The following is a 26003-nucleotide window of genomic DNA, read 5'->3' as shown; positions in this document are numbered from 1 at the left end:
TCGGTGCGGCGTCATAAAACAATAGTTCAACGCAAGTTGAACTTCCCCATCCGCGGCCCTAGCTTTACATGGACCTGCAATCTTTCCACACGCCACCCGAACACGAGGCCACGAGATGACCGAATACACCCCGCCGAAAGTATGGACCTGGAACAAGCCCAGCGGCGGCGCCTTTGCCAGCATCAACCGGCCGATCGCCGGCCCCACGCATGACAAGGAACTGCCCGTCGGCAGGCATCCGCTGCAGCTCTATTCGCTGGCGACGCCGAACGGCGTCAAGGTGACGGTCATGCTGGAGGAGCTTCTGGCGCGCGGCCACAAGGGCGCTGAATATGACGCCTGGCTGATCAGGATCAACGACGGCGACCAGTTCGGCAGCGGCTTCGTCGAGATCAACCCCAACTCCAAGATTCCCGCCTTGATGGACCGCAGCGGCAAGACGCCGGTGCGCGTCTTCGAATCCGGTTCGATCCTGGTCTATCTCGCCGAAAAATTCGGCGAATTCCTTCCCAGCGAGCAGCCGGCCCGCGCCGAGGTGCTGTCCTGGCTGTTCTGGCAGATGGGCTCGGCGCCGTATCTGGGCGGCGGCTTCGGCCATTTCTATGCCTATGCACCGGAAAAGTTCGAATACGCCATCGACCGCTTCTCGATGGAGGTGAAGCGCCAGATGGATGTGCTCGACCGCCGGCTGGCAGAGACGGAATATCTCGGCGGCAAGGACTACTCTATCGCCGACATGGCGGTGTGGCCCTGGTATGGCGGGTTGGCGCTTGGCCGCATGTACAACGATTCCGCCGAGTTCCTGTCCGTGCACGAGTACAAGCATGTGCAGCGCTGGGCCCAGGCGATCGACACACGCCCGGCGGTCAAGCGCGGCCGCATGGTCAACCGCGCCTTCGGCGAGCCGGCCCTGCAGTTGCACGAGCGCCACGACGCCAGCGACTTCGAGACGAAGACGCAGGACAGGCTGGCGGCGGAATAAGCTGGGCTGACAACGGGCCGATCTCTCTCCCCCAATGGGACCCAATGGGGGAGGATGGCGGCTTCACCCCACCTCTGGACAGATTGGCCGTCAGGCAAGGCCGGTCTCAGAAACAGAGCCCGCCACGACTGCCAGGTCGCGGCGGACTTTTCCCAAGGCAAGGCGACTCGGACAACCTTTTGTCGGCACCATCATTCAGCGCAGGACCTCGACGATTTGACGTGTCTCGGGATCGACCAGAACCGTCTGGTGGTTGATCACGGCGACGCGATATCTGACGTCGGGTACCTCACGCAGTTCGACCGTGTCCGGCACCGACGAGCCGAGCTTGAGCTCGACGCCCAGAAGGTTCACCGACGCAAGCGGCTCCCTCTTGATGTATTCGCGAACGACCGTCTCCTGCTGCGGCTGGACGATGACGACATTTTCCGCCAGCGCCGCACCGATGCCGCCCATCAGGACGACTGCGGCCGCTGCGCTCGAAAGATAAAGTCTCATGACCATCTCCTATTGGTAACTGAAACTCCGCCCTGGATGGAAACTCCACCGCGGGCCAGGGGTTCCATTCCAAATTCCAGAATTGAAGGCATCATGACGTTGGCCAGAATATTCAATGGCTGTTGGAACGATGCTCGTAATTGGCTCAGAATAGCTCTCAATCTTGGTGGATAAATTGCGTATCCGAGGCGGATATTAATGCGAATCAGCTTGTTGTTTGTCGGCATCCCCGAGTTTCGCCTCCAGTCATTTCAAGGTGGAATGCGCGGTGAACGGAGCATCGAAGATGAGGCACCGCAGGCCGATGGCCGACCATCGAGCAGCGGATTGGGCGGCGCCGCCACTCAGCCGATCGGTCGGCTCCACAAGCGCATCCCGATGCCTCGGAGATAGCTCAAGGCGTCTTCCAGCCTCATGAGAGGCATCTTGCCAAAACCACACTTTCCATGCCCGAATTATTGGCGAAAGACCCTTGTCCGGCTAAGTTTTTAGCCCAGCCATCATATCAGTTTTGACTAAAATAATAGAACGTCCAATGCACATTGCCGGAACCGAACAGGCCCCCTTGGACCTTTGCGTCCGGCAGCCAAGACCTTCGTCCTACAGGAAAACGCAGAAGCCTGATGTGACCGTTTCAAGCCCGGACAAGGGAACATCGGGCGCCGCTTGCACACCCAGGGCGCATCCCAGGAAGAACCTTGGCAATGGCGGCCTGGAGCGCACTGATCGTCACACTGATGTCGATCGCAGCCGGTGCAATTGACTTCTGACGCTCGACCGCCTTTTCCACCGGTCTGACATGGCTTGCATTAATATTAGAGACAGCGAATATAGAGGTCGGCCGGCGACCGCCAGAAGTCGGCTGGGCCCGGCGTGCCTCCCTTTGCACCTGGCCGCCGGGCCACTTTTTCTTCTGCTTGTCATTTTTCCTCCAGGCGGCACAAAGCAGCGCGAGCACCTTCCCGTCCCTCGCAACCGCGCTGCCTCGACGCCGGACTGTTCTTCAGGCGCGCCTGGATTTGGGCACTGAATCCGCGCTTTAGCTCCGCCTATTCCGCTTTCGCGGAAGTTTCGGCCGCCGTGCAATATGCAATGCTGCTAATGCGGCGGTACGAGCCGCCCTGGTTGACGCGGGCGCCCCAGCATCCCAACAATGCGCCCCCCCGTCCGCGTCGACCACGGCAGGCGCTTGGCGCTCTCGTCCGATCCGCGAAGTCTTGCGCCGGCGGTGCCGGGGCAACACAGTTGCGCGACAGGTCTCACGAGACATTCGTTGCCGCCTCAGCCGCCGGCCAACGCCTTCGTCGTCACCAGATTGGACGCCGGCCCCCGGTAAGAGGGACACCGCCGCAACAGGCTTGGACCCAATCGCCTACTTCAATTCCACCCACACCGGCGCGTGGTCGCTGGCGCCATCCTCACCGCGCACGTCGCGGTCGATGCCGGCAGCCGTCAGGCGCCGCGCCAGTTTCTTCGACAGCAGGATGTGGTCAAGCCTCAAGCCCGCATCGCGCGGCCAGCGGTTCCGGCGATAGTCCCAGAAGGTGTAGAGCGTCTCCTTCGGGTGTTTCTTGCGCAGGGCGTCCGTCCAGCCCTGCTCGAGCAACGCGGCGAACGAAGCCCGGCTCTCCGGCTGCACCAGCGCGTTGTCGTCATAGGAGTGGGTGGCGTAGATGTCGCGCGGCTCGGGCACGATGTTGTAGTCGCCAGCCAGCACCACTGGCAGGCCGGTGTCGAGCAACTGTTCGGCATGCGCCTCCAGTCGCGCGTGCCAGGCCAGCTTGTAGGCGAATTTCGGGCCGGGCTGCGGATTGCCGTTCGGCGCATAGAGGCAAGCGATGATGATGCCATTCACCGCCGCCTCGATGTAGCGGCTCTGTCTGTCGGCATCATCACCGGGCAGGACATCGCGAGTCAGCACCGGTTCCGACCCCCGCGCCAGGATCGCGACGCCGTTCCAGGTCGCCTCGCCCTTCCACACCGCGCCATAGCCGGCCGCGGCAAGAGCAGAGCGCGGAAACTGGGTGTCGCGCGCCTTCAGCTCCTGCAGGCAGACGACATCGGGTTTTGCGGCAGCCAGCCACGCCAGTAGGTTCTCGAGTCGGCTGTTGATGTTGTTGACGTTGAACGAGGCTATCTTCATCGAAGGTCAGGCAACGATCCGGCCCGACCACGCCTTCACCGTCTCCGCCAGCGTTTTCAAATGATCGGCGGCGGAGAAGCCCGAGATGCTCTTTCGCGGCTTGAGGTCGTGGTCGCCGTCCTCCAGCCAGACAACCTCGATGCTGTCGGAGAGCGCATAAGTCGCAACCTCATCCTTCGTGCCGAATTCGTCGCGCGTGCCCTGGAAGATCAGCGTTGGCGTCTTCAGATCGGCGAGGTGTTTTGTTCGCAGCTGCGTTGGCTTACCAGGCGGGTGGAAGGGATAGCCGAGACACAGCAGGCCCGAGATCTCACCCTTTGCAAGCATCTCGTCCGCGACCATCGAGGCGACGCGCCCACCCATCGACTTGCCGCCGATGATCAGCGGGCCGGCCACGCCCTTGGCCCTGAGGTCGGCGATCGCCTTGATATATTCCGGGTTCACCGTCTCGGCTCGCGGCGGTGGTTTGCGATGCCCATAGCGGCGCGCGGCCATATAGTGAAACTCGAAGCGCGCAACCTGGAAGCCGACTGCAGCCAGCGCTTTGGCGGTGGCGGTCATCGACGGCGAATCCATCGACGCGCCCGCGCCATGCGCGAGCAGGATGGTGATGGAGGCGGTGTCGTGGCCGTCGAAGAGGAAGGTGGTCATGAGGCAGCCTTCCGACAAAGGCCGAATTCCTTCGCACCCCCCTCTGGCCTGCCGGCCATCTCCCCCGGGGGAGATNTTTATGCTGGCGCTTGAACACCCCCCTCTGGCCTGCCGGCCATCTCCCCCGGGGGAGATGGCCGGCAGGCCAGAGGGGGGTGTTCAAGCGCCAGCATAAATTCCACTCACCCCGCCGTCCGCGCCAGCTGCATATCCACGAACTGCACGCCTTTGGCCGCCACCCCAGCCCATTCCGAATCTGCATCGAGGTCGAGATATCGCACCCACAGCCTACGCGCCTCCAGCAAATTGCCGGCGTCGAATTCCAGCCTCGCCAGGTTGAACACCGGATCGGCATAGGTCTTGTCCAGTGCGATTGCCTTCTGCAAATGCCTTCGCGCCGAAGCCTCGCGGCCTTGCTCGCTCATCAGTCCGGCGAGGTTGAACCACGCCTCGACGAAAGCCGGATCAAGCTTTATCGCCCGGGCATAATCGTGTGCGGCGTCCGCCGCGTGGCCGCCGGCGCGCAGGCAGTTGGCGCGGTTGAAGGCTGCAATCGCGTCACTCGGATCGATGGTCAGGCAGCGCTGGTAGAGTGCGGCCGCCCCGTCATGGTCGCCCCCCTCCTCCGCCGCTTCGGCCTCGGCGAACAGCTCTTCCAGCGTGTCGTCGCCCTCCGCCCCGGCCGTCCCGAGATCGAACAGCAACTGCCCGTCGAGTTCGCTCTGGCCGTCCTCAAGGTAGATCGCATCCGCGCGCCCGTGCTGCGAGCCGACATTGAGCGACTTGGCGGTGAGCGAAGCGACCGGGCCGGAACGATGGACGGAGCGCGCGATCGCGCCCCATGTCGCACCACCGGCGATGAGCCCGGCATATTTGCGCGCCAGGATCAGGTCGCGGAAGGAGTACGGTTCTGCGTCATGCTCGAACGCATCGAACAGGCTGAGCAGGTCGAGGTCGGCGCCCGATAGCCGCGATTGCTCGATCAGCGATTGACGCGACAGCGAAGATGCTTCCGGCGCCTTCATCAGCCCGAGTAGCCGCAGGAAACCGTTCTCGCTGAGGAGTACGCGCCCGGCTGTGCGCTCGGCGGCGACGCGGCGCTCGATCTCGGAGTCGCCGTTCTTCGTCAATCCAGCCTTGGGGAGCAGCGTGCGGCCGAACACGACATGGGTCGTGCGCCGGGTAATACCACGCCGCAACTGGCCGTGCTGGCGTTCCACTTCGCGCGCGGCCAGCCTGAGCGGAAACGCCGCCAGCGCGCCGACAGTGCCGAAGACGGCCCTCGGGACGGCCGGTGCCGTCATTTCCTGCTCTTGCCGACCGCCTTCAGCAGATTGGCCTTCAGCGGATTTTCAGCAGCGCCGCCCGCTGCCGCCTTCCTGGCGGCGGGCTTGGCAACCTCGTCGGCCTTGCTCTTCGACTTGGCCGGCGGCTTCGATTGCGAAAGGCTCGCCTTCAGCGCATCCATCAGATTGATGACATTGCCGCGCTCGGGTGCCGCCGCGATGATCGGCTTGTGGCCCTTCAGCTTCTCGCGGATCATCGCCATCAGGGCGATCTCATAGCGGTCCTCGTAGTTCTTCGGATCGAAGGTGGTTTCCTTCTGCTTGATCAGGGCTTCGGCGAGCTGCAGCATTTCCGGATCGGGCTTGCCGGCCGGGATATTGCCAAAATATTCAGCCGTGCCACGCACTTCGTTCGGGTTCCTCAACGTGCACACGAACATGCCGTTCTCGCGCGCGCCGATCGTCACCACGCGTTCCCTGCTGGACAGCACAAGGCGGGCGATCGCCAGCTTGCCGGATTTGCGCATGGCTTCGCGCAGCACGGCGAAGGTCTCTTCCGCCATCGCGCCATCGGGCGCCAGATAGTACGGCGCGTCCTGATAGATGACGTCGACCTCGCCCTCGTCGACGAAAGCCTCGATGTTCATCGTGTGGTTGGATTCGATGCGCACCGCGTCGAGGTCGGCATCATCGATGATGATGTACTGCTTGTCCTCGTATTCGTAACCCTTGACCAGGTCAGAACGCTCGACGAGCCCGAGTTCGGGGTCGACCGGCTTCATATTGATGCGGTTATGGGTCGTCTTGTGCAGCTGGTTGAACGAGATGCGTTCGCTGGCACTGGTGGCGGGGTATAGTCGCACCGGACAGCTGACCAGACTGAGTTTGAGGTAACCTTTCCAACTTGCCCTGGGCGCCATGAAACACTCCTACGCGGTCATGCACTGACTTTTTAGCTTGAGCATGATCTTATCCGAAAACCGGTTCCCACTTTTCGGGATCATACTCTCTGCAGCGCTTTTCGTCCGAAGGACGAACGAGGCTGCGGAAATCCTACACCGACCCCGCACGATACAGGGAAATTCCTGACGAAATGTTCCGGTACGTCTTTGTGGTCGTGAGTGGAGAATAATTCAAATTGTCGGAAGCGTCGATGGACTCTGGGCTCGGCTTCGCCGGACCTGGGTTCCTCGCCCCCATGAAATGGGGGAGAGGTGGCTCGGCGAAGCCGAGACGGAGAGGGGGAATGGCGCAACCCTATCCCAAGCTGGATCAGAGAAGCCATCTTCAACCGCTGGCGCCGCCCCCTCTCCGTCCGCTTCGCGGACACCTCTCCCCCATTTCATGGGGGCGAGGAACTTAGTTCTTCAAGGTAGGCAAATCCCGCGCGAACTCGTCAATCTCCGCCCATGGATCCCCCGACGTCGCCAGCAGTCCCGGCAGCGAGGAATAATTCAGGTCCTGCGGCGCATCGATGGATTCGAGGTCGCTCCAGCTCACCGGTGTCGAGGCCGGCAGATTGGTGCGGGCGCGCAGCGAATAGGGCGCCGCCGAGGTGTGGCCGCGCGCGTTGCGGTGATAGTCGATGAAGATGCGCTTTTTGCGGTTGTCCTTGCCCATGGTGGTGGTGAAGGTGTCGGGCGCGGTGGCGGCCAGATGCGTGGCTATGGCGCTGGTCGCCTGGTGCAGCTTCTTCCAGTTCTGCTTGCCCGTCACCGGCACGGTGATGTGGATGCCGCTGCCGCCGGAGGTCTTGGCGAAGGGCACCAGCCCCAGCCCCTCCAGCTCGCCTTTGATGTGCACGGCGGCCTCGATCACCTCGCGCCACGAAATCCCCTCGCCGGGATCGAGGTCGAAAACGATCTGGTCGGGCCTGTCGAGGCTGGTGCGGTGGGTGCCCCAGGTGTGGAATTCGACGACGCCGAACTGCGCCAGCGCCAGATAGCCTTTTGCGCCTTCGACCGAGAGGTAGGATTTGGTCTCGCCCTCGGAGTTGGTCGCCTCGAACGTCACCACCGAGGGCGGCATGCCGGTAAAGGCATGACGCTGGAAGAAACAGTCCTTCGGCAGGCCGGTCGGGCAGCGCACCAGCGACACCGGCCGCCCGAGAATGTGCGGCAGCATGAAGTCGCCGACCAGCGCGTAATAGACGGCGATGTCGAGCTTTGTCGGGCCGGTCTTGCCGAACAGCCGCCGCGTCGGGTTGGTCACCCAGATGGTGGCGAGATCAGCTTCCGAGATCAATCGCTTGCGTGTTGACGACACCGGCGTCGACAGGCCGACATCGCGCAAGCCCCGAAAAACCGCGTGGCGCAACGCATTGTCCGAAGTGCGGTTGGCGTAGTGGATGCGGGCCGAGAGCAGCGGCTTCACCCAGTTCATCTCGCGCATGATTTCGCGCGGCGCCCCCTCCGGCGCCCTCGCTCCTGCCGTGAGCGGCTCCAGCCTGGCGAGCAATTCAGCGGCGGTGCCGGCATCGAAGCCGGTGCCGACCTTGCCGCGATAGTGCAATTCACCGTCCTCGAATTCGGCCAGGCCGAGGGCTGCAAGACCTTCGGCCGCATCCGATGTGGTGTAGCCGGCAATGACGAAGTCATCGCTTTGCAGCGCCTTGGTCTTGGTCCAGCTCTTGGTGCGGCCGCTCTGATAGGTTGCGCTGGCGCGCTTGGAGACGATGCCCTCCAGCCCGAGTTCCGACGCCTGGTCGTAGAGCCCCTGCCCGGAGCCCTCGACATGGTCGGAGAACTGGATGGCGGAATTGGCGCCGAGGCCGGACAGCAATTGCGCCAACAGTGCCTTGCGCCGGATCAGCGGCGCCTTGGTAAGGTCCCAGCCGTCGAGATGGAGAAAGTCGAAGGCGTAGAAGTGCAGCTTGCTGCCGGCGCCCTCGGCCAGCGCGTCCTGCAGCAGCGCGAAGCGGCTGATGCCCTTGGCGTCGAGCACGACGATCTCGCCGTCGATGATGGCGTCGCGGCATGGCAGCTTGGCGAAGGCACTGGCCAAGTCGCCATAGCGTTTCGTCCAGTCGATGCCGCCACGGGTGATCAGCCTGACCACACCCTCAGTGACATGCGCCATGGTGCGGTAGCCGTCGAATTTGATCTCGTGCAGCCAGGCCTCTTTGGTGCCCTCGCCATCTGGTGGTTTTGGCACCTGCGTCGCCAGTTGCGGTTCGATGCGGCTAAGTGCCGGGGCCTTGAACGCGCCCGGCAGCATGCCAGGCTTCAGCGAACCCTGCTTGGGTGCGGGTTTGGCGGCCGGTTTCGCTGGCGCCACGAGCTCCTCGATGCGTTTCCCGGATTTGACGCTTTCGGGCCGCGCTGTGAGAATGTCGAGCGCGGTGTCGGAAGCGAGATCACGCTCCTTGAACAGCAGCCAGTTTTTCTTGCTGGGGTCCTCGCCTGGCTTCGGCTTCAGCCGGGTCAGCATCCAGCCGCCATTGAGCTTCTCGCCGGCCAGCCGGAACTTGAAGGCACCGGTCTTGAAACTCTTTTCGACGTCGTCCATCGGCGCCCAGGTGCCGGTGTCCCAGACGATCATCGGCCCGCCGCCATACTCACCCTCGGGGATGACACCCTCGAAGTCGATATATTCGAGCGGATGATCCTCGGTCTCGACCGCCAGGCGCTTGTCGGCCGGATTGAGCGAAGGCCCGCGCGGCACCGCCCAGCTCTTCAGCACATCGCCGACCTGCAGGCGCAGATCGTAGTGATCTGCGGTGGCGTGATGCTTGTGGACGACGAAGCGGTTGCCTTCGCTGGCAATGAGCCCACCGGCAGGTTCCGGCGTCTTCGAGAATTCGCGCTTGGCGCGGTAGGTTTTGAGCTTGGGGGACGGCAAAGCTGCCGATCTCCCCCCTTGCGGGGGAGATGTCCGGCAGGACAGAGGGGGGTGCTGTCCCACCAGCATTTCGGATTTCCCGGCTCGGTGCGAACGGATGGAAGTCACGCTCTCAATCGTCGGTGGCCGGTACAAGTTCCAGTTCCGCCGGTGACAGCCCCTGCTGCAGCTGGCTCAACCGGAATTCATCGACCCAATAAGCCTCGCCGTCGACCAGAACGCGGGCCTGGTAGGTGCCGGCGGAGAAGCTCTGCGCGGTGATGTAGACCTTGTGGCGATCGAGCGCCTTGCGAACTGCTGCGCGCTTCGAGTTCTGGCCGATGACGGGACTGAACATGACGCTGCCCTCGGTCGCCCTGACACTTAACGCGGCCGCTTCCGCGGCCTGGCGACTGGGCTCAAGGATGACGGAGACGCGCAGTCCTGTCAATTTCAGGCGTTGGCGGGTAGTTGGTCAGTTTGAAATTGAGGAGAATGGCAGGTCCATCGAATGCGCGACTAGAGTCGCCTTGTAATGATTGACCAAAGCCCAAAGTGTTCCGCGGAGATCGTCTGCTTCCTCGAATGCGTCAGAGCCGATGCCAATTCCCGCGCAAATGAGGTCTGCTTGTTTCGCGAGCGAATGTAGGGTGTCGCCCTGAATCAAAACGCCGGGGAAGGCTCGCCCTGGATGCCGCATCACTGCTGCATTTGTTGCGTCTGAATAAATCTCAATGTTATCGATCCGCATCCGCTTCAACTCACCTTTTTGCACCAGGCCACGAACCACCGGCTTTTCGGCCTCTTTCGCCTCGATCAGCGCAACGATCCAATCTCCCGAAGCTTGCCAGCCACGCCAGCGGCCATCGCCGGGGTCATGCAGGATAGCCGCCCTCAGGACTTCAATCGGCGCAGGCCGCGCACCAGGCTTTGAACGGTCGTGAACAGCCGCGGATTGGATCGCACCGTGCGCTCGGCCCGTCCGCGAAGCGAAGCGACGGCTGCCACGCTCTTGCCGAGCAAAGTCGGCGTTTCGTCGATCTCGGCCAGAACGGAACCCTCGGCGCCGAACTGTTCCTTGTAGGACTGTCCACCCACCGAAAGGTCGAAATAGTCGAAGCCCTTCTGGCGCGCCCATACCATCAAACGACCCATGATCAAAACGCCGGCCGAGACGTTGCCCACCAGGTCTTGGTCTATCCCGATCACGAGCGTATGCAAGGTGCCTTGTCGGACCAGCGCGTACTGCGCGGCGACCCAATCCTCACCGGTACGCAATCCGAAGACCCGCACCGATCCGTCTGACAGGCCCTGAAGAGCGGCATCTCGATAGAAATCGACAACCGCCGGCTGCGCCAGCAGGTCGAAACGCCCCAATCGGCGAAAGCGCTTGAGCCGCATCTCGACAAGCGTCTCGAAGATAGTCGACACCAGGGCCGGCGTGTCGGCCTCGACCAGATCCGTCTGGCCGTGCCGCTCAAGCCGGCGCCAATCCTTGTTGAAGGTTTTGACAAAGGACGGCCTGCCATTGCGCTTGATCAGGGTTTCCGGATCGCCGTCCAGGACGAGGCCGGATGTGATCTGGTTGGAATCGCGAGAGGCCGCCAGCATCGCCAATGGATTGGCCACGCCGTACAACTGGCGCGGAATTCCCCTGATATGGATCCGATCCGCGGGCGGCAGGACGGACCGCACCGCCGCCCATGCCGCCTCGGCACCCCGGGTGGTCCACGGGCTCGCGTCCGCCAAAAGCGGCGCTGAATAGTCGCAGACATCGCAGCTCAGCCATTCTATCACCCGATGTCCGAACCTCGAACTCCGCATCAGCGGCATGAGCATTTTAAGGTCGCCAGTTCCGGCGTCAGCCACCTCGACGACCAGCAGTTCGGCGCCTGCGGGCATCAGCCGCTTGGCGACCTCCTCGACCCACGCGTAATGCTGATGGGCGGTGCAAACACCATCTGCCTGGCATTGAAGCCAGAGTGGTTTGACCGCTTCGAGGCTGGTGTGCAGCCGCGCCGAGTAGGCATCGTTGGCGACGGTTACGGGACTGGAAGCCTGCCCTTCGGACAAGCCGGTCGCCGCAGCACTTTGCGCTGCCTGGCCTGCCATATCTTCTCCTATCGTTTTGCCGTTGCGAACGGGACTGCCCGCCGCCACGAACCCAATCGGCTGTAACGCGCCTCATCTGGATGCTCGAGATTCCATATGCGGTGATGCGCAAAATACCATGATGCCGCGAGCACGAAGGTCTCGGAGACGGCTGAACCCACCAACGCCCATGGCGGAGACGCAATCGCCAGCAGGATCGCGATCAGTACTAGCCCGACGACCGCACCGCCCATCGTGGTGAACGCAACGATCCGGAAATCGCCGAGTATCTCAAGCACGATGCGGGGCATGATGTAGAGCATGATCGGGACAAAATTCGCGATCACGAAAAACCCGATGAAGCCGACCGAGGCATCCTGGAGGGCCTGGGATTTTATCGTCGGCAGGACGAACATGATCGCGCACCCATAAACCAGGCCGCCTAGCCCCATGACGATCGCCCAGATCTTTGCCTGCGCCCAAACACGGCCTGTTTCGTGGTTCCGCATCAGCCTCGCCAGTTCTGGCTGCGTCATGTTTACGAAAGCAAGACTGATGATGCGCAGCGGCGCAAACAGCACCAGGACCGCCGCCAGCGGTGCGTAGGCGGCAGGCCCGGCAATGCCCGCAACCAGCAGCGCCAGACATTGACCCTGGATGTTGGTTGTGGTCGCGCTGAATGCCGACCAGCGCAGCTGGTGCCAGAGCCTGATATAACGTCGCCGCGTCGGCATACGGAAGCTGACGCGAAGTGTGCGCCGAGCCAGCCGAACCAGGACGAAAATGCCGAACACATTTGCCACGGCAAGTGCATAGAACACCATCTGCAGCGGCTCTTGGGCCAGCCAGATCGTCAGCCCGGTCAGGAAGGTGCCGACCATCGTAAAAGCCGCATCGCTGATGGAAACGACCACCTGCTGGCGACGCGCGAAGAATGCCGTGCGCATATGGCTGCGCAGCGACCACGCGCCGACGAAGCAGCCTGCGGCAATTCCGCTTGGATCGCCGAGCAGATGCATCAAGATTGCCGTGCCGACGGCCATCAGCAACGCCACGATCAGCGCCGCCGTTCCGAAGGCCACGTCATGGGCGTCGACGCCGGCGCTGTTCGTGCTTTTGCTCATCCAGATGCTGGCGGGAACGGCGGTGAGCGACCTGATGTAGGACAAGCCGACGCCGCCCATCACCATGGCAATGGCGAAGAGGCCGTAGCCCTGCGCCGATAGCAAGTGCAAGAGCGCGATGTTGAGGGCAAAATGAAAGCCGCTCTGCATCGCCTCGCCGCCGATCATCAGCACGAGCCGTCGAACCAGATGGCTCGGGAACGCAACCGTCACGGCCTCGTCTCCGCTTCGCGGGCTGCCCGCGCCCGGTCCAGCCTCGCCATGGTCGTTCTCAGCTTGTCGGCGGCGATCGCGGCGATCGCGGCCGCGGCGACCGGCTCGCTGAAGATCGTCTCGTAGCGCGCGCGCCCGGCGGCGACAAACCTACGCCAGGCCTGCGGCCGCAGGATGATCTCCTGCAGTTTCACCGCAAGAGCTCCTGCGTCGCCGGGCGGAACGTGCCAGCCGGTCTCGCCGTCGCTGACCACTTCTACCAGCCCGCCGATCGCCGATACCAGCGGCGGGCGGCCATAGGCCATCGCCTCGATGGCGACGCGCCCCAGCGATTCCGGACGCCGCGACGGCACGGTGACGATATCGGCCCAACGGTAGTGCTCCGAAGGGTCAGGCACGAAAGGCAAGACGCTGACGCGCCCGGTGAGATCCATGGTCTCTACCAGTTCGGCCAACGCGCGCTCGCGCTCGGTGCTTTCAAAGGCTCCGCCGACCAGCCGCACTTCGATCCTCGCCTGCAGCGCCGGCGGCATCGAGGCAATCGCCTCCAGCAGCACCTCCTGCCCCTTGATCCTGTTGATGCGGCCGAGCAGCAGCACGCGCAACGGGCGCTTGCCATCATAGGTCGTCGGTTCGACCGCCGCCGGCCCGGCAACACCGTTGTAGATGACGTGCGTTCGCGCGGCCTTGGGTTTGCCGAACGCGGCGCGCGTTGCGCGCGAATTGAAGATCAGATCCGCATGGCTCCAGTGCATCAGGCCGACGAGTATCCTGCGCATTGCGCCTTCGGGGATTTCATGGATATGCAGGACGGCCTTGCGAGGGAGAAGGCGCGCGGCCAACGCATAGTCGGCTACGATCGAGGTGTTGACGTAAACCAGGTCGCAATCCCTGAGACGCCGCCACGCCCTGAACACGGCAACCGGCAATCGCGCCATCTCTACCGTCGCAAGGCGCGCAATGGCCTGGCGCCTCAGCACCCAGAGCGGTTCGAAGACGATCCGGCTGGCATGGGCTTCCAAAATCTGCACGATCGGCCCACCGCGCGGCAGAACCACCTCGATGTCGGCCGACGGAAACGCTGCGCGCAACGCAGCAACGCTCTCCGCGAAGCTGCGGTCCGAACCATAGAGTTCATAGCCCTGATGAACGCAGGCAATCCGCATCTTTGTTTCCCGCCAGGTGCTACAACCATCGCGCTGGCGATAATGTGCAGAGGCATTGCCGCAAGAATCATGCCGGGCTGAGTAGGCCGACTACCGGCTGCACGACCCTGGCACTGCTTCGTTTCGATACAGTTACGCACAGAAGGGTTGACCGAGAATGAAACGACCGGGTTCAACACGTTTTTTTTACAACCCCGCGCGATGATCGTTCCCCAAGAATGCTGAAACAGGGACACGGCAGGGAAGTTGCCGTCTGTTTCCAAAAAATTCAGCAATTACCAGTGTATAGAAGACGACCTGAAAGTGCCGCCGGCCATGAAACCAGAGACGCCTGCTATTCTGATCCTGGGGACCCGCGGCATACCCGCGGCCCATGGCGGCTTTGAAACCTTTGCCGAAAGACTGGCACTGTTTCTTGTCGCGCGAGGCTGGAAGGTCGCCGTCTATTGCCAGGACGAGGTCGAGCGGATCGACCAGCGGGTGCGCAGCGAAACCTGGCGCGGCATCGAGCTCATCCACATCCAGGTTGCCTCCAAAGGGCCGCGTGCGACCTTGGAATTCGACTGGCAATGCGTCCGCGACGCCGCCGGGCGGCAGGGCGTCTGCCTCGTACTCGGCTACAATGGCGCAATGTTCCTGACCTGGCTCAGGCTGAAGCGGCGCAAGATCTTCACCAATATGGACGGCATCGAGTGGCGGCGCCCCAAATGGGGCATGGCGGCACGCGCCTGGTTCTGGCTCAACGAGTGGATCGGCGCTTGGGCCTCGCATCGGCTGGTGGCCGATCATCCCGCCATCGCCGATCACTTGGCGACGCGCCGGCCACGCAGTGCCATCGCCACCATCGCCTATGGCGCCGATCCGGTAACATCGGCACCGGAAGCGCCGGTCCGTGCGCTCGGCCTGGAGCCCGGGCGCTATCTGGTCTCGATCGCGCGCATCGAGCCAGACAACAACATACTGCCGATCGTCGGAGCCTTTTGCTCCGCCAAGCGCGACATGAAGCTGGTGGTGCTGGGAACGCTGTCCGACGACATCCCCTATCATGTCGCCATCCGCAAGGCGGCGAACGGCTCGGTGGTTCTGCCGGGCGCCATTTACGACCAAGCGACCGTCAAGGCGCTGAGGTACCACGCACGCGCCTATCTGCACGGCCACACGGTAGGCGGCACCAACCCGTCGCTGGTCGAGGCGCTGGCTGCAGGCAACATGGTGATCGCGCACGACAATCCGTATAACAGGTGGACCGCGGGTGCCGCGGCAATCTACTTCACCGACAAGGACAGTTGCGCCGAACGGATGCAGCAGGCGCTGGACGATGACGATCTGGTCCGCAACTGCGGCAATGCAGCGAGGGCGCGCGCCCGCGAAGCCTTCCGCTGGGACGATGTCCTGACTGCTTATGAAAATGAAGCCTATCGGCTTCTCGGTGTCACGGCCCCAGACGCCATCGCGACCAATCGCGCATCAGCCGGCACCGCATGACAGGCTGGTCGCGCCGGCGGGTGCTGCGGACGGCGCTGTCCACGGCGGCCGCCCTTGGCTCGCTCCCGATCCTACCTACCGCTCGCGCCGCCGACGCGCCGCAGTTCCGGCGCGGCGTCAACGCCTGGCCGTGGTTCTCCCTGACGCGCGAATTTCCCGCACCGCGGACCGACTATGACTGGCCGCCCTTCCAGTCGCAGCGGCCGGTGCCGACCCCAGACGACCTTGGTCGGCTGCGCAGGACCGGGCTCGATTTCATCCGTTTGCCGGTCGATCCCGGTCCCTTCCTGGCCGCCGACACCGCCACGCGCGGTCAGTTGCTGGACATGCTCGACGCGGCCGTCACCGCCACGCTCGATGCCGATCTCGGCATCATCGTCAACGTCCAGGCCAATGGCGCCACCCATTACTGGAACCCCGACCGCATGATCTCCAGCACCGCGGCACCCGCCTTCGATCTCTATCGCGGGCTGGTGAGCGAGCTTGCTGGCAGGCTCGAGCGGCTCCAACCCGGCAGGATAGCGCTCGAGCCGGTCAACGAGCCGACGCAGGCCTGCGCGTCGAACGTCTGGTCGCAGATCCAACTCGCTCTTCTGACCGCGGCAAGGTCTTCGGCAGCGACCCTGCCGCTGGTCGTCACCGGCGGTTGCGGCTCGATGGTGAGCGGACTGACCGCTCTCGATCCGGCGCCGCTGTCACGGTTCGAGCCGATCCTGTTCACCTTCCACTTCTACGAGCCCTATCTGTTCAGCCATCAAGGCGCGCCGTGGATGCGCGAACCCGTCTACCGGTCGCTCAACAATGTGCCATGGCCGGCATCCGCCGGCTCGTTGGAACAGACGCTGGTGTCCGTCAGGGCGCGCATGGCGCAGGACACCGAAACCCCTGAAGACGCCAAGCAGGCCGCCTATGCCGAAACCGAGCGGGTACTGAAAGTCTATTTCGACGCCCGTCCCGACCGCTGGTTCGTCGACAAATATCTTGGCGAGGTTCGCGCCTGGGCCGACGGCCACGGTCTAGCGCCGGAACGCATCGTCATGGGCGAGTTCGGCGCGCTGCGCACCGACGCCCGCTATGTCGCCGCACCCAATCCGGACCGGGCACGCTACATCGCCGACGTCAGGCAGAGCGCCGAGGCGTTCGGTTTTGGCTGGGCGTTCTGGGATCTCTTCGACGGCATGGGGATGATGGATGACACCACGCGGGCGCTGGACCCTGATATCATCGCGGCGCTTGGCCTGGCCATGCCGGCGGACTGACCGGTCTCACCATCGCCTTTGCCGGCCGGTACAGCACCAAAGCCAGCACCACGAACTTCGTCAGCAGCGTCGTCTTCGAGGCGACGCTTTCCGAGGTGTTGATCAGGATGATCCAGCCCAGCATCGGCAGCCAGATGCCGGGATGGCAGCGCCGCGCCACCTCAAACAAGAACAGCACGAAGCCAAACGTCAGCAAAAGGGTGAAGAAGGCGCCCTGGTAGACGATCGTGCGGATGATCGGGTTCTCGATGCCCTGTTCGAGACCGTTGATGCGGCGCAGGCTGTCGACCAGTTCGACATCCGGCCCAACGATCAGGTCGCGCCATTCCAGATACTTGAAGAGCTCGAACATCTCGACGCGGGCATTGGCGCTGCCGCTGTCCGACACGAAGCGCTCCAGCAGCGCGTCGAAAAAGCCATAATATGCCGCCACGACGATGACGACCGGCAACAGCGCGGCAAGCATGAAGCCCAGTGCTGCACCCAGCAGGTTGACGCGGCCCCGGCGCAATTTGGTGATGCCCTGAAAAAACAGATAGAAGCCGCCGAGCACGATCGTCGTCACCATAGCCGTGCGGCCTCCGAAGGCGACGAGTGCCGCGCATTGGAGGCCGATCAACCCTATCCGCACAGGCATAGATAGGGATCTGGCGCCGGAGAGCAGCGCAAGCACGTAGATCGCTGTCACCATGGCATTGGCAAGCGGATGACCCTGCAGCGCGCTCGAGCGCAGATCGGTGGTAAACGCCACGCCGTCGAGGCGATAGGGGAAAAGCAGCGTCTTGGTCGCGAACTCGAAAAGGGCAAGCAACGCATTCGCCGTCATGACCACGTGAATGACGGTCTGCAGCCCGGCGAATGTTCGTTCGTCGTCCTCGCTGAGTATCAGCACCAGAAGTGCCGCGGCCACGAACGTATCGATCATGCCGGCCATGCCAGGACGCTGCCTGGCGATGACGACGAACAGCAGCAGGATCGAGATGGCGGCCATCAGCGCGCTGGCCGGCCGCCTGTCGGCGATATGGACGATATAGCCGACCGGATTGCCTGATGTGCAGGAGCGCCAGGCAAGCAAGAGCACGATGAGATAGGTGGACGGGTGGATCTTGGTCGCCGGGTTGCCGAACAGGCCGTCGTAATTGTAGCCCACCAGCCACAGCATGCCGCCCGAGACGCCAAACAGCACCGCCACCGCTGCGATCAGCCCGAAGCGCGTCAGCGCATCGACCGATGTGCCGGCGCGTCGCGCTGCAGCACCATGGTTCGAAGCGCTTCCGCTCCAACTGGTGGCCCAAGGGGTGGCCCAAGGGGTGGCCATGTCAGGCCGCCTCGTCGACCAGCAAGGCGGCCGTTGGCAACCGCCCCATGACGGAAACGGCCTGCGACGTCGCGGTAACGTCGCGCATCGGCGTGGCGTTCAGAGTGGCGACGAGCACGATCTCGTCGACCATGGCAACCAGCGGCGAGGCATTGAGATTGTCGGCCAGCGCGCCGCCGTCGATGACGACGAGCTCAAAGCTGCGGCTGGCGTGGGCCAGCATTTGCTGCGCGTAGTAGATGCCATGCGCTTCCTGGAAGGCCGCCTTTGAACGGCCCCTGCCGAGCACCGCAACGTTGCTGCCGGCCGCGTAGTGACTGACGGCCTCGAACGCATACTCGCCGCGCAGAACGTCGAGGACTCCCGGCTGCGGATCCTTCTGGCCGCCGCTGCCATTGGCATCGATGAACAGCACGCGGCTGCCCCTGGATGCCGCGACATTGGCCAGCAATCGCGCCACCCGGCTGCGCTGGGCGCCTTCGCCCGGCGACGATGTCACCAGGATGGATGGTACCAGCGGCCAGTCCGGCGGCCGCTGGCCCGAACTGAACATGCGTCTCAGCGCGAGGCCGACGACGGCATCGGTCTTCTGGCTGGAGACGGCCGCACTCCCGCCGAACGGCCACCTGCGACGGCCTGACTTTGCCGGCACCACGCCCAGCACCGGCGCCTCGATGGCCGACTGCATCTGGGCGCTGGAAAGCACCGTCGGAGAGGCATATTCGGCGATCAGCGCCAGACCGGTGCCGAGCCCTAGGCCGCCGAAGATCGCGCCGAACAACAGCAGCGAGAAAGGCGGCCAGCTCTTCTTCAGGGCCGGGATGGCATTGGAGATGATGCGCGCATTTGTGCTGTCGACATTGATCTGCTCGCGTGTCTCCTGCGCGCGCTGGAGATAGTTCGCATAGACGGACCGCACCGCCTCGAGATCGCGCTGCAGTTCGCGCAGCCGCACGGAGGCCTGGTCGGTGTCGAGCGACTTGCTCTTCATACCGGCGACCTTGGCTTCCAGCGCCTGCTGGTTGGCCAGCGCCCGTTCGTAGTCGGTCTCTGTGGCGGTGGCGATGCGGCCGAGTTCGCGCGCAATGAGCTGGCGCGTGTCGCGCAGCTGCTGCTGGGCTGCGATCAGCGAGGGATGACGCGGCCCCAGTTCGGTGCCGAGCTGCGAGACCTGGTCGACCAACGTCGCCTCTTGCGCCCGCAGGCTCGAGATCACCGCCGAGCGCATCGCTTCCGAGGTTGCGTCCGCCGTACCGCTCTTGCGGCGCATCTGGTCGACCTGCGCCTTCAGCGCCGCCGTGCGGCTCTGCGCCGCCGAAAGCTGCGTGTTGATCTCGGTCAGCTCCTGGTCGCTGACCAGATTGCCTGCCGCCATCACCATATTGTTGGCCGACTTGTAGGCCTCGACGGCGTTTTCGGCTTGCTGGACGCGTTTGCGCTGCTCGTCCAGCCGCGCGGTGATGGACACGGAAGCGTCCTTGGCCATTTGCGCTCGCGCGCTGGCCTTGTCGACCAGATAGGCCTGGGCGATGGCATTGGCCAGAAGGGCGGCCTTGTCGGCGCTCTTGGCGGTGACGATGACGTCGAGGACCAGCACCTTGTCGGCCCGCTTCACCGCCAGGCGTCGGCGTAGCGCGTCGAGCGTCTGCGCCGACCTGTCGCCTTCGGCCGATCCCGAACCGAGCAGGCCCGACAGCAAGCCCTGCCCGTTGAATTCGGGATCCTGCGTCAGGTTCGTCGCCGCGATCGCCCGCATCAGCACGCCTGTCGACTGGACCACGCTGACCTGGCTCTCGACCTGCGTGATGCCTCCGTCGGGTGAGATGCGGCTCGGATTGACGTCGTTGGTGATGACCTGCAGGTCCTGCGGATCGATGAGGATTTCCGCCGCCGAGCTATAAAGCGCTGGCGTGAGAAGGCCGTAGAGCAGAGCTACCAGCGTCAGCAGCGCGACGGTGCCGAAAATCCAGAACCGGCGGCGCACCAGGATGCGCTTCAGATCGCCGAGTTCGACAGTCGAAGCCGCATAAGATCCCGCGGACCGTCCCGCATCCGGAGAGCTTTGCTGAGGAACCATGGGCAGGGATGATTGCATGGCTGCCTCCGACAATACTCTATCAGTCCGCAAGCTCAGATTGCGGCGCTAAGCTAGCTATTCCTCCAACTGTTAAAAGATTGTTAATTATGTTGAGAGGTCATGTGAATTTTGGCACGCGGTTTGCTTAAAAATATACATACCTGGGTGTTGGCTACGCGGCGAGCGGAGATGTACTGGATGGGGCTACAGTTTGATCGGATCGGCAACCTTGTCGGGCCACCAACATGCAGGTAAGCCTGCGCCTGGACGGCGACTGCGTCCGCGCCTTTCACATCGCATTGCTGGAACGCCTCGCAGCGCTTGACGATGTCGAACTGTCCGTCGACGCCAAGCCTGCGGGCGGCGGCATCCCGCGCAGCGCCGCGGCGCTGTTTCAACTCGAAACGGCGATACACGGGCTGTCCCATGATGGGCTGGCGAAGCGTGTGCCGTTTTCGGCACTCGCTCCCTACCGGACGCAGGCGCCCGCTTCGCCCGATCTGGTTGTCGACCTCTGCGGCGATGTCGAGTTGGATGGCGTGCGGGTCTGGCGCGTCACCTATGATCGCGCCAGCGGCGAAGCGGCTTTGCTGGCCTTGATCCTCGCCGGCCGCACGCCGCTTGCCCGTATCGAAGAGAACGGCGTTGCAATTGCCGCCGGGCGCCTGGGAACCGAATATGGCGGCATCGCGCTCGCTTCCTTCCAGGACATGCTGGCGCGCACCGTCAGCCTGATCGTCGCTGCAATGACAGGCACGGCAAAATCCGTGCCTGATCTGCCCGAGCCGGCGCAACCCAATCCCCCGCCAATGCCCTCGGCCGGCAAGCTTGGCGTAAGAGCCGGCAAGGCGCTGGCGCGGCGCATCGTCCAGAAGATCTACCACCTTTGCTACAACGCGCCGCACTGGAAGGTCGGCTGGCGGCAAACCAACGGCCGCGATCTGTTCGATCTGCGCGCGCATCCGGCATCGGGCTGGCGAGAGCTGCCGGACGACGGCAGCCGCTTCTATGCCGACCCGTTCCCGATCCTCTACAAAGGCAAGCTGACCCTGTTCGTCGAGGACTATATCCACCGGCTGGGCCGCGCCATCATCTCCGCCGTGCCCTTCGGTCCGGCCGGCCCGATCGGACACCCTGAACCGGTGCTCGACCTGCCCTACCATCTCTCCTACCCCTTCGTCTTCGAACGTGACGGCGAGGTCTGGATGATCCCGGAAAGCTGCGCCAACGGCACGGTCGATCTTTACCGGGCCACCGCCTTTCCCGGCGGATGGGTCAAGGAGGCGACGCTTCTATCGGGTGTCGTCGCCAGCGACGCCACCCTGGTCGAGCATGGCGGCGCCTGGTGGATGTTCGCCACCGTCAGGGATAGCGGGGGCGCCTTCTCCGACGCGCTGCATCTATGGTCGGCGCCGGATTTTCGCGGTCCCTGGACGCCGCATCCGAACAATCCCGTGCTGATCGACATCGCCTCGGCGCGGCCGGCCGGCCGCATGGTCAAGCGGGGCAACGACCTGCTGCGCCCGGTTCAGGACTGCCGCAGGAGCTATGGCGCGGCTCTCGGCATCGCACGCGTTTCTCACCTTGATTTGATCGGCATGGAGCAGGTCGTTGAAACCATCTTAAATCCAGGTGCGCTATGGAGTGGGCGCAAACTTCACACACTCAACGAGGCGGGCGGGTTTGAATTCATCGATGGTTCGGCGATCGCACCACGCTGGAAACGACGGGTCCGCTATTAACCTAAACATTGGTTACTACCAGACACGCGCTTCGGTTGCTTGAGGTTGATTCGGGTCCGGAAGATATCTTTCTAACGTATTGTAATCTTGAAGTTGCTACCGGAAAGGGCAGCGAAATGAGTACCGCAGAGGCTGGCCAAACCGAAGTCGAAGTGGCGATCGTTGGCGCCGGGCTGGCCGGCGCCACTTTGGCAACCGTGCTGGGCAAGGCCGGGCGCAAGGTGGCGTTGATCGATCCGCACCGCGTCCATCACGACGAGTTCCGGGCCGAGAAAACCCGCTTGGTACAGATGCAATTATTCGACAAGATCGGCCTCGGTCCCGTCATCAGGCCCCTTGTCACTCCGACGACCGACATCCATGTCTTCCGGCTCGGACAGTTCTTCAATCGCAAGCAGGACTCGGAATTCGGGTTCTCCTACGGCCCACTGGTAAACGGCCTGCGCGAGGCCCTGCCGCCTGAAGTGCCGCTCACTGTGGGCAAGGTCGCCGAGGTCTCGACTGGGCCGGACCGGCAGCGCCTTGTGCTCACCAACGGCACCGTCATCGACGCCAGGCTGCTGGTTGTTGCCACCGGTTACAGCGAAGCGGTGCGCCGCGCCATCGGGGTGGAGCGCGTTGAGAATTCGAAGGCGCATTCGCTATCGATCGGATTCGATCTGGCGATCTCTCCGCAGGAATTCGGTTCTCGTTCCCTCACCTTCTATCCCAGGCGCATTGGGCATCGCATTGCCTTTCTTACCGTCTTCCGGATCGGCAACCGGATGCGGGCAAACATGTTTGTCTACCGGACCGTTGCCGAGGCGTGGACGCAAGCGTTTCGCGCGGATCCGCAACAAATGCTTCTGCAATTGATGCCCGAGATATCAGCGCAATGCGGCAACTTCGCCCTCGCCAGCCCGGTCGAATTGAGACAGGTCAGCCTGACGACCACCAGTGGCCACCGCCGGAGTGGCGTCGTCTTCATCGGCGACGCGTTCTCCACCACATGCCCGGCGCAAGGTGACGGCATCCGCCGGGTGGCTACCGATGTCGATCGCCTGTCGACCCACATCCCCGCTTGGCTGGAAACGCCCGGCATGGGCGTCGACAAGATCTGTACGTTCTACGACGACCCGATCAAGATAGCCGCCGACGCGACCGCCATGCGCTCCAGCCTCTACGCCAAGGCAATCTCCACCGAGGCCGGATTGGGATGGCGTATCCGCCGGCTGCGCAACAACACTGCCCGCCGACTGATGATAGTTGGCCGCAAGATCAGACATTTATCGCCGAAGCGGGCACTTGAGGCTATTCCGGAGGAGCCTAGATTGGACGTCCTGCCTCCGCTCGACAACATCTAGAGTACCCGTGAGCGCCAGGCTGAAACAGCTCGACAGCATCCAGCGGTTAGTCAGCGCCAGGCGGCCTCATTCTTTTGTTCGTAGTCACTGAAGGCCTTTTTCAGGCCGCCGAGGACTTCTGCCGCGGTTTCGAACATCGCCTTGAATTTGGGCTCGTCGACCTTGCCGATGTCCTCGCGAAGGTGATCTATGGTGTCCTGCAGGCGTGCCTGCATCTTCTGGGTATGATGCAGTGGATCGCGGTCGGCTTCGCTGACCATGGCTCTCTCCTTCGTTCTGCTGACTCGAATTGCCACTTCAACGAACAAGACTGAAGTCCGTTCCCGACATCGAAACCCGGCCGCGCGGCCCCGCTCAGGTCGGTTTTGGCTGTGACAAGCTTGGCGAGCCAACGGATTCCCGCATCAAGACCTTGCAAGGTTCGAGCCGCGCGATCGGCGGCTCCTCCCCGCCCGCGATCCTGGCAAACAGCGCCTCCATGGCGTGGCCGGCGATCTGGCGCACCGGCTGCACCACGGCGGCGATAGCCGGCCATGTCACCTGCATCCATTCGGCGTCGTCGAAGCCGACCAGCGAAATGTCGTCGGGGCAGTGCCAGCCGCGGCGGCGAAATTCGGACAGCGCCACCAGCGTGCCCTTGAGGAACAGCGAATAGACCGCCGTCGGCCGTTCGCCTTTTGCAAAATAGTCGCGCAATTGCGCCCGCAGTGTTTCGACATCGGCTTCGGCAAGCACGACGTCGATGCGAACATCCGGCGCCAGTGCCCGTGCAGCGGCGCGAAAGCCCTCTAGGCGGGCGCGCCCCGTCGCCGCCTGTTCGCTCAGACCGACGACCAGGATGTGGCGATGGTCCTTGCCGATCAGCTCGCGCGCGACCTCAGCGCTAGCGGACGCACTGTCGGCCGACACGGTGTCAAAGGCGTCGTCGGACAGCACGCGGTCGATCAGCACGCCGGTCATGCCGTTGGCCTTCATGAATGCGGCAGCCGGACCATGTTCGTTGCGCACCGGCGCCAGCACCACGCCGGCCACCCGCCAGTCATGCATGCGGGCCAGGATCTCGGTTTCGCGCGCCTCGGATTCGCGGCTCGATGCCGCCACCAGCGTATAGCCGCGCTGCTCGGCGAAGCTCTCGAGCTGCGTGACCATCTGGCCGAAGAACTCGCTTTCGAACTCTGGCATGATCGCGCCAATGATGCGGCGCTTGGCCCGGCGCAGGTCGGAGGCAAGCGGATCGATGCGGTAGCCCAACAGCTCGACGGCATCGATGACGCGCTGCGCATTCTCTGGCTTCACCGTGGTGACGCCGGCCATGACCTTGGAGACGGTGGCGGCCGACACGCCGGCGCGGCTTGCCACGTCGTGGATCGACGGACGCCGCTGCTGGGCCTGCCTATGCGCCATTGGTTCTTTTCCCGAGGCGGGGGCAAACGCATTTCTCGCCCGCTGCAATAGGAGTAAATCGATTTTTCGTGGTTGTAAATCGTTTAATCCAAGGTAACACTCCCCCCGAGAGAGGCGCGATCCAGATCATCGCCGGGAGGAATCGTCATGTCAAACAATACCTTGCCGCTGGTCATCAGCGCGCCGGAACCACGAACGCTCGAACTCATCTTCACGCAGCCGCAACTCGCGCGCTTGAAGAGGCGCTACCGCATCGTCGAAACGACGGCTGAAGGCGTCGCGAAGCTGCCAGCCAATGTGCTCGGCGAGGCCCGCTACATCATCGGCCAGCCGCCGATCTCGCCGAAGACGCTGGAACAGATGAAGGCGCTGCGCTGCGTCTTCAATGTCGAGACCAATTTGATCAACAACATGCCCTACGAGACGCTGTTCCAACGCGGTATCCATGTTGTCACCACTGGCCTTGTGTTCGCCGAGCCCGTGGCCGAGCTTGGCCTTGCCATGGCGCTCAACCTCGCCCGCAACATCGTCGATGCCGACCTCGCCTTCCGCCAGGGTCGGGAACTTTGGGGTGGCGACGGCAACCTGACGGCGCGGCTGTTGTCGGGCGCCGATGTCGGCATCATTGGATTCGGCGATCTCGGCCGCGCGCTGAACCGGCTGCTGTCGGGCTTCCGCACCCGCACCAAAGTCTTCGATCCCTGGCTGCCACCCTCGATCCTGATCGACAATGGCGTCGAGCCGGCCTCGCTCGACGACGTGCTGTCGACCAGCGACTTCGTCTTCGTCGTGGCGTCGGTGACCAGCGAGAACCAGGGCTTTTTGGGCGCCGAGGCCTTTGCCAGCATGCGCAAGGGCGCCGCCTTCATCCTGCTCAGCCGCGCCGGCGTGGTGGAATTTCCGGCGCTGATAGCGGCGGTGAGGAGCGGCCATATTGTCGCCGCCAGCGACGTCTTCCCAGAAGAGCCGCTGGCGCTGGACCATCCGGTGCGCGCCCTGCCCGGCTTCCTGCGCTCGGCCCACCGCGCCGGCGCGCTCGACATCGCCTTCAAGCGCATGGGCGACATGGTGCTGGAGGACATGGACCTGATCGACCGCGGCCTGCCGCCGCTGCGCTCCAAGCGCGCCGAGCGTGAGACGGTTTCGCGCATGCGCTCCAAGCCGGCCGACAGGAATTGAAAGGGATTCAGTCACTTTCCGGTCGGCCGCGTTAGCGTTCGGCAACCGGATCGCCTGCCATCGCTCAGGAACTCCTCCAATCGAATTCCAGGCGCCCCTAACAATGGCCGACGCAAGCGGACAGCTCGCGGAACCTCTGTCGAGACAGCTGGTTCAGATGGCGCTGGAGCATTGCGCGTCCCTTGAGCAAATGTGGCGGATCCCTCCGCCAATCGTCGCCCAC

At 63.5% G+C, this 26003-nt stretch carries 21 protein-coding genes; 6 read left to right on the top strand and 15 right to left on the bottom strand.

Annotation, left to right across the window (positions count from 1 at the left end; genetic code table 11):
- Positions 1-115 precede the first annotated feature (115 nt).
- Positions 116-982, top strand: coding sequence for a glutathione-dependent disulfide-bond oxidoreductase (yghU, locus tag X744_RS153155; protein ID WP_023760097.1), 867 nt, complete (start codon positions 116-118; stop codon positions 980-982).
- A gap of 195 nt (positions 983-1177) precedes the next feature.
- Here yghU and X744_RS153160 read toward each other — a convergent pair whose 3' ends face one another.
- The 11 genes from X744_RS153160 to X744_RS153205 all read right to left on the bottom strand — a co-directional run bounded on the left by X744_RS153160 (position 1178) and on the right by X744_RS153205 (position 13973).
- Positions 1178-1480: a DUF1236 domain-containing protein gene (locus X744_RS153160; protein ID WP_031260460.1), complete on the bottom strand. Its 303-nt coding sequence runs from the start codon at positions 1478-1480 to the stop codon at positions 1178-1180.
- A gap of 1372 nt (positions 1481-2852) precedes the next feature.
- Entirely contained in the window at positions 2853-3623 is a 771-nt protein-coding gene (locus X744_RS153165; RefSeq protein WP_023760094.1) for an exodeoxyribonuclease III, read from the bottom strand.
- 6 nt (positions 3624-3629) lie between these two features.
- On the bottom strand, positions 3630-4274 hold the full coding sequence (locus tag X744_RS153170; RefSeq protein WP_023760093.1) for an alpha/beta fold hydrolase: 645 nt from the start codon (positions 4272-4274) through the stop codon (positions 3630-3632).
- Between the two features lie 182 nt (positions 4275-4456).
- Positions 4457-5578, bottom strand: a complete 1122-nt coding sequence (locus X744_RS153175; RefSeq protein WP_023760092.1) for a tetratricopeptide repeat protein — start codon at positions 5576-5578, stop codon at positions 4457-4459.
- Entirely contained in the window at positions 5575-6480 is a 906-nt protein-coding gene (locus X744_RS153180; RefSeq protein WP_031260458.1) for a Ku protein, read from the bottom strand. The genes X744_RS153175 and X744_RS153180 overlap by 4 nt, the downstream gene beginning before the upstream one ends.
- A 439-nt stretch (positions 6481-6919) precedes the next feature.
- Complete coding sequence (gene ligD, locus X744_RS153185) at positions 6920-9400, bottom strand: DNA ligase D (protein WP_023760090.1); 2481 nt, start codon at positions 9398-9400, stop codon at positions 6920-6922.
- A 112-nt stretch (positions 9401-9512) separates the two neighbouring features.
- Positions 9513-9737: a hypothetical protein gene (locus tag X744_RS0137260; protein WP_031260456.1), complete on the bottom strand. Its 225-nt coding sequence runs from the start codon at positions 9735-9737 to the stop codon at positions 9513-9515.
- A gap of 117 nt (positions 9738-9854) precedes the next feature.
- The gene (locus X744_RS153190; RefSeq protein ID WP_023760088.1) at positions 9855-10169 is read right to left on the bottom strand and encodes a hypothetical protein; all 315 of its coding nucleotides are present in this window, start codon (positions 10167-10169) and stop codon (positions 9855-9857) included.
- Between the two features lie 104 nt (positions 10170-10273).
- Complete coding sequence (locus X744_RS153195) at positions 10274-11491, bottom strand: GNAT family N-acetyltransferase (protein ID WP_023760087.1); 1218 nt, start codon at positions 11489-11491, stop codon at positions 10274-10276.
- A gap of 8 nt (positions 11492-11499) precedes the next feature.
- Positions 11500-12807 carry a hypothetical protein gene (locus X744_RS153200; protein WP_031260453.1) on the bottom strand — a complete coding sequence of 436 codons (1308 nt, stop codon included), beginning with the start codon at positions 12805-12807 and terminating at the stop codon, positions 11500-11502.
- Positions 12804-13973 (bottom strand): glycosyltransferase, encoded by a 1170-nt coding sequence (locus tag X744_RS153205; RefSeq protein WP_023760085.1) that lies wholly within the window; start codon positions 13971-13973, stop codon positions 12804-12806. The genes X744_RS153200 and X744_RS153205 overlap by 4 nt, the downstream gene beginning before the upstream one ends.
- A 315-nt stretch (positions 13974-14288) precedes the next feature.
- Between X744_RS153205 and X744_RS153210 the strand changes: the two genes are divergently transcribed.
- Together X744_RS153210 and X744_RS153215 are read left to right on the top strand one after the other, a co-directional pair.
- Positions 14289-15458 (top strand): DUF1972 domain-containing protein, encoded by a 1170-nt coding sequence (locus tag X744_RS153210; protein ID WP_031260451.1) that lies wholly within the window; start codon positions 14289-14291, stop codon positions 15456-15458.
- Positions 15455-16717 carry a cellulase family glycosylhydrolase gene (locus tag X744_RS153215; protein WP_023760083.1) on the top strand — a complete coding sequence of 421 codons (1263 nt, stop codon included), beginning with the start codon at positions 15455-15457 and terminating at the stop codon, positions 16715-16717. The genes X744_RS153210 and X744_RS153215 overlap by 4 nt, the downstream gene beginning before the upstream one ends.
- Here X744_RS153215 and X744_RS153220 read toward each other — a convergent pair.
- Positions 16680-18035, bottom strand: coding sequence for a VpsF family polysaccharide biosynthesis protein (locus tag X744_RS153220; protein WP_023760082.1), 1356 nt, complete (start codon positions 18033-18035; stop codon positions 16680-16682). The genes X744_RS153215 and X744_RS153220 overlap by 38 nt on opposite strands.
- Before the next feature lies 1 nt (position 18036).
- Positions 18037-20130 (bottom strand): exopolysaccharide transport family protein, encoded by a 2094-nt coding sequence (locus X744_RS153225; protein ID WP_031260448.1) that lies wholly within the window; start codon positions 20128-20130, stop codon positions 18037-18039.
- Positions 20131-20357: 227 nt separating this feature from the next.
- Here X744_RS153225 and X744_RS153230 point away from each other — a divergent pair, with 227 nt between their 5' ends.
- Both X744_RS153230 and X744_RS153235 read left to right on the top strand, forming a co-directional pair.
- Positions 20358-21854 (top strand): hypothetical protein, encoded by a 1497-nt coding sequence (locus X744_RS153230; protein ID WP_023760080.1) that lies wholly within the window; start codon positions 20358-20360, stop codon positions 21852-21854.
- 116 nt (positions 21855-21970) lie between these two features.
- Complete coding sequence (locus X744_RS153235; RefSeq protein ID WP_023760079.1) at positions 21971-23197, top strand: NAD(P)/FAD-dependent oxidoreductase; 1227 nt, start codon at positions 21971-21973, stop codon at positions 23195-23197.
- A 50-nt stretch (positions 23198-23247) separates the two neighbouring features.
- On the opposite strand, the gene X744_RS153240 is transcribed toward X744_RS153235, so the two are convergent.
- A complete protein-coding gene (locus X744_RS153240; protein WP_023760078.1) occupies positions 23248-23457 on the bottom strand; it encodes a hypothetical protein in 210 nt (69 codons plus the stop codon).
- Between the two features lie 94 nt (positions 23458-23551).
- Positions 23552-24601, bottom strand: a complete 1050-nt coding sequence (locus X744_RS153245; RefSeq protein WP_023760077.1) for a LacI family DNA-binding transcriptional regulator — start codon at positions 24599-24601, stop codon at positions 23552-23554.
- Positions 24602-24748: 147 nt separating this feature from the next.
- On the opposite strand from X744_RS153245, the gene X744_RS153250 reads away from it, so the two are divergent.
- On the top strand, positions 24749-25780 hold the full coding sequence (locus tag X744_RS153250) for a hydroxyacid dehydrogenase (RefSeq protein WP_023760076.1): 1032 nt from the start codon (positions 24749-24751) through the stop codon (positions 25778-25780).
- Positions 25781-26003 lie beyond the last annotated feature (223 nt).

The organism is Mesorhizobium sp. LNHC252B00 (assembly GCF_000502955.1).
Taxonomy (GTDB): Bacteria; Pseudomonadota; Alphaproteobacteria; order Rhizobiales; family Rhizobiaceae; genus Mesorhizobium.
This window is presented reverse-complemented; position numbering and strand designations above follow the sequence as displayed.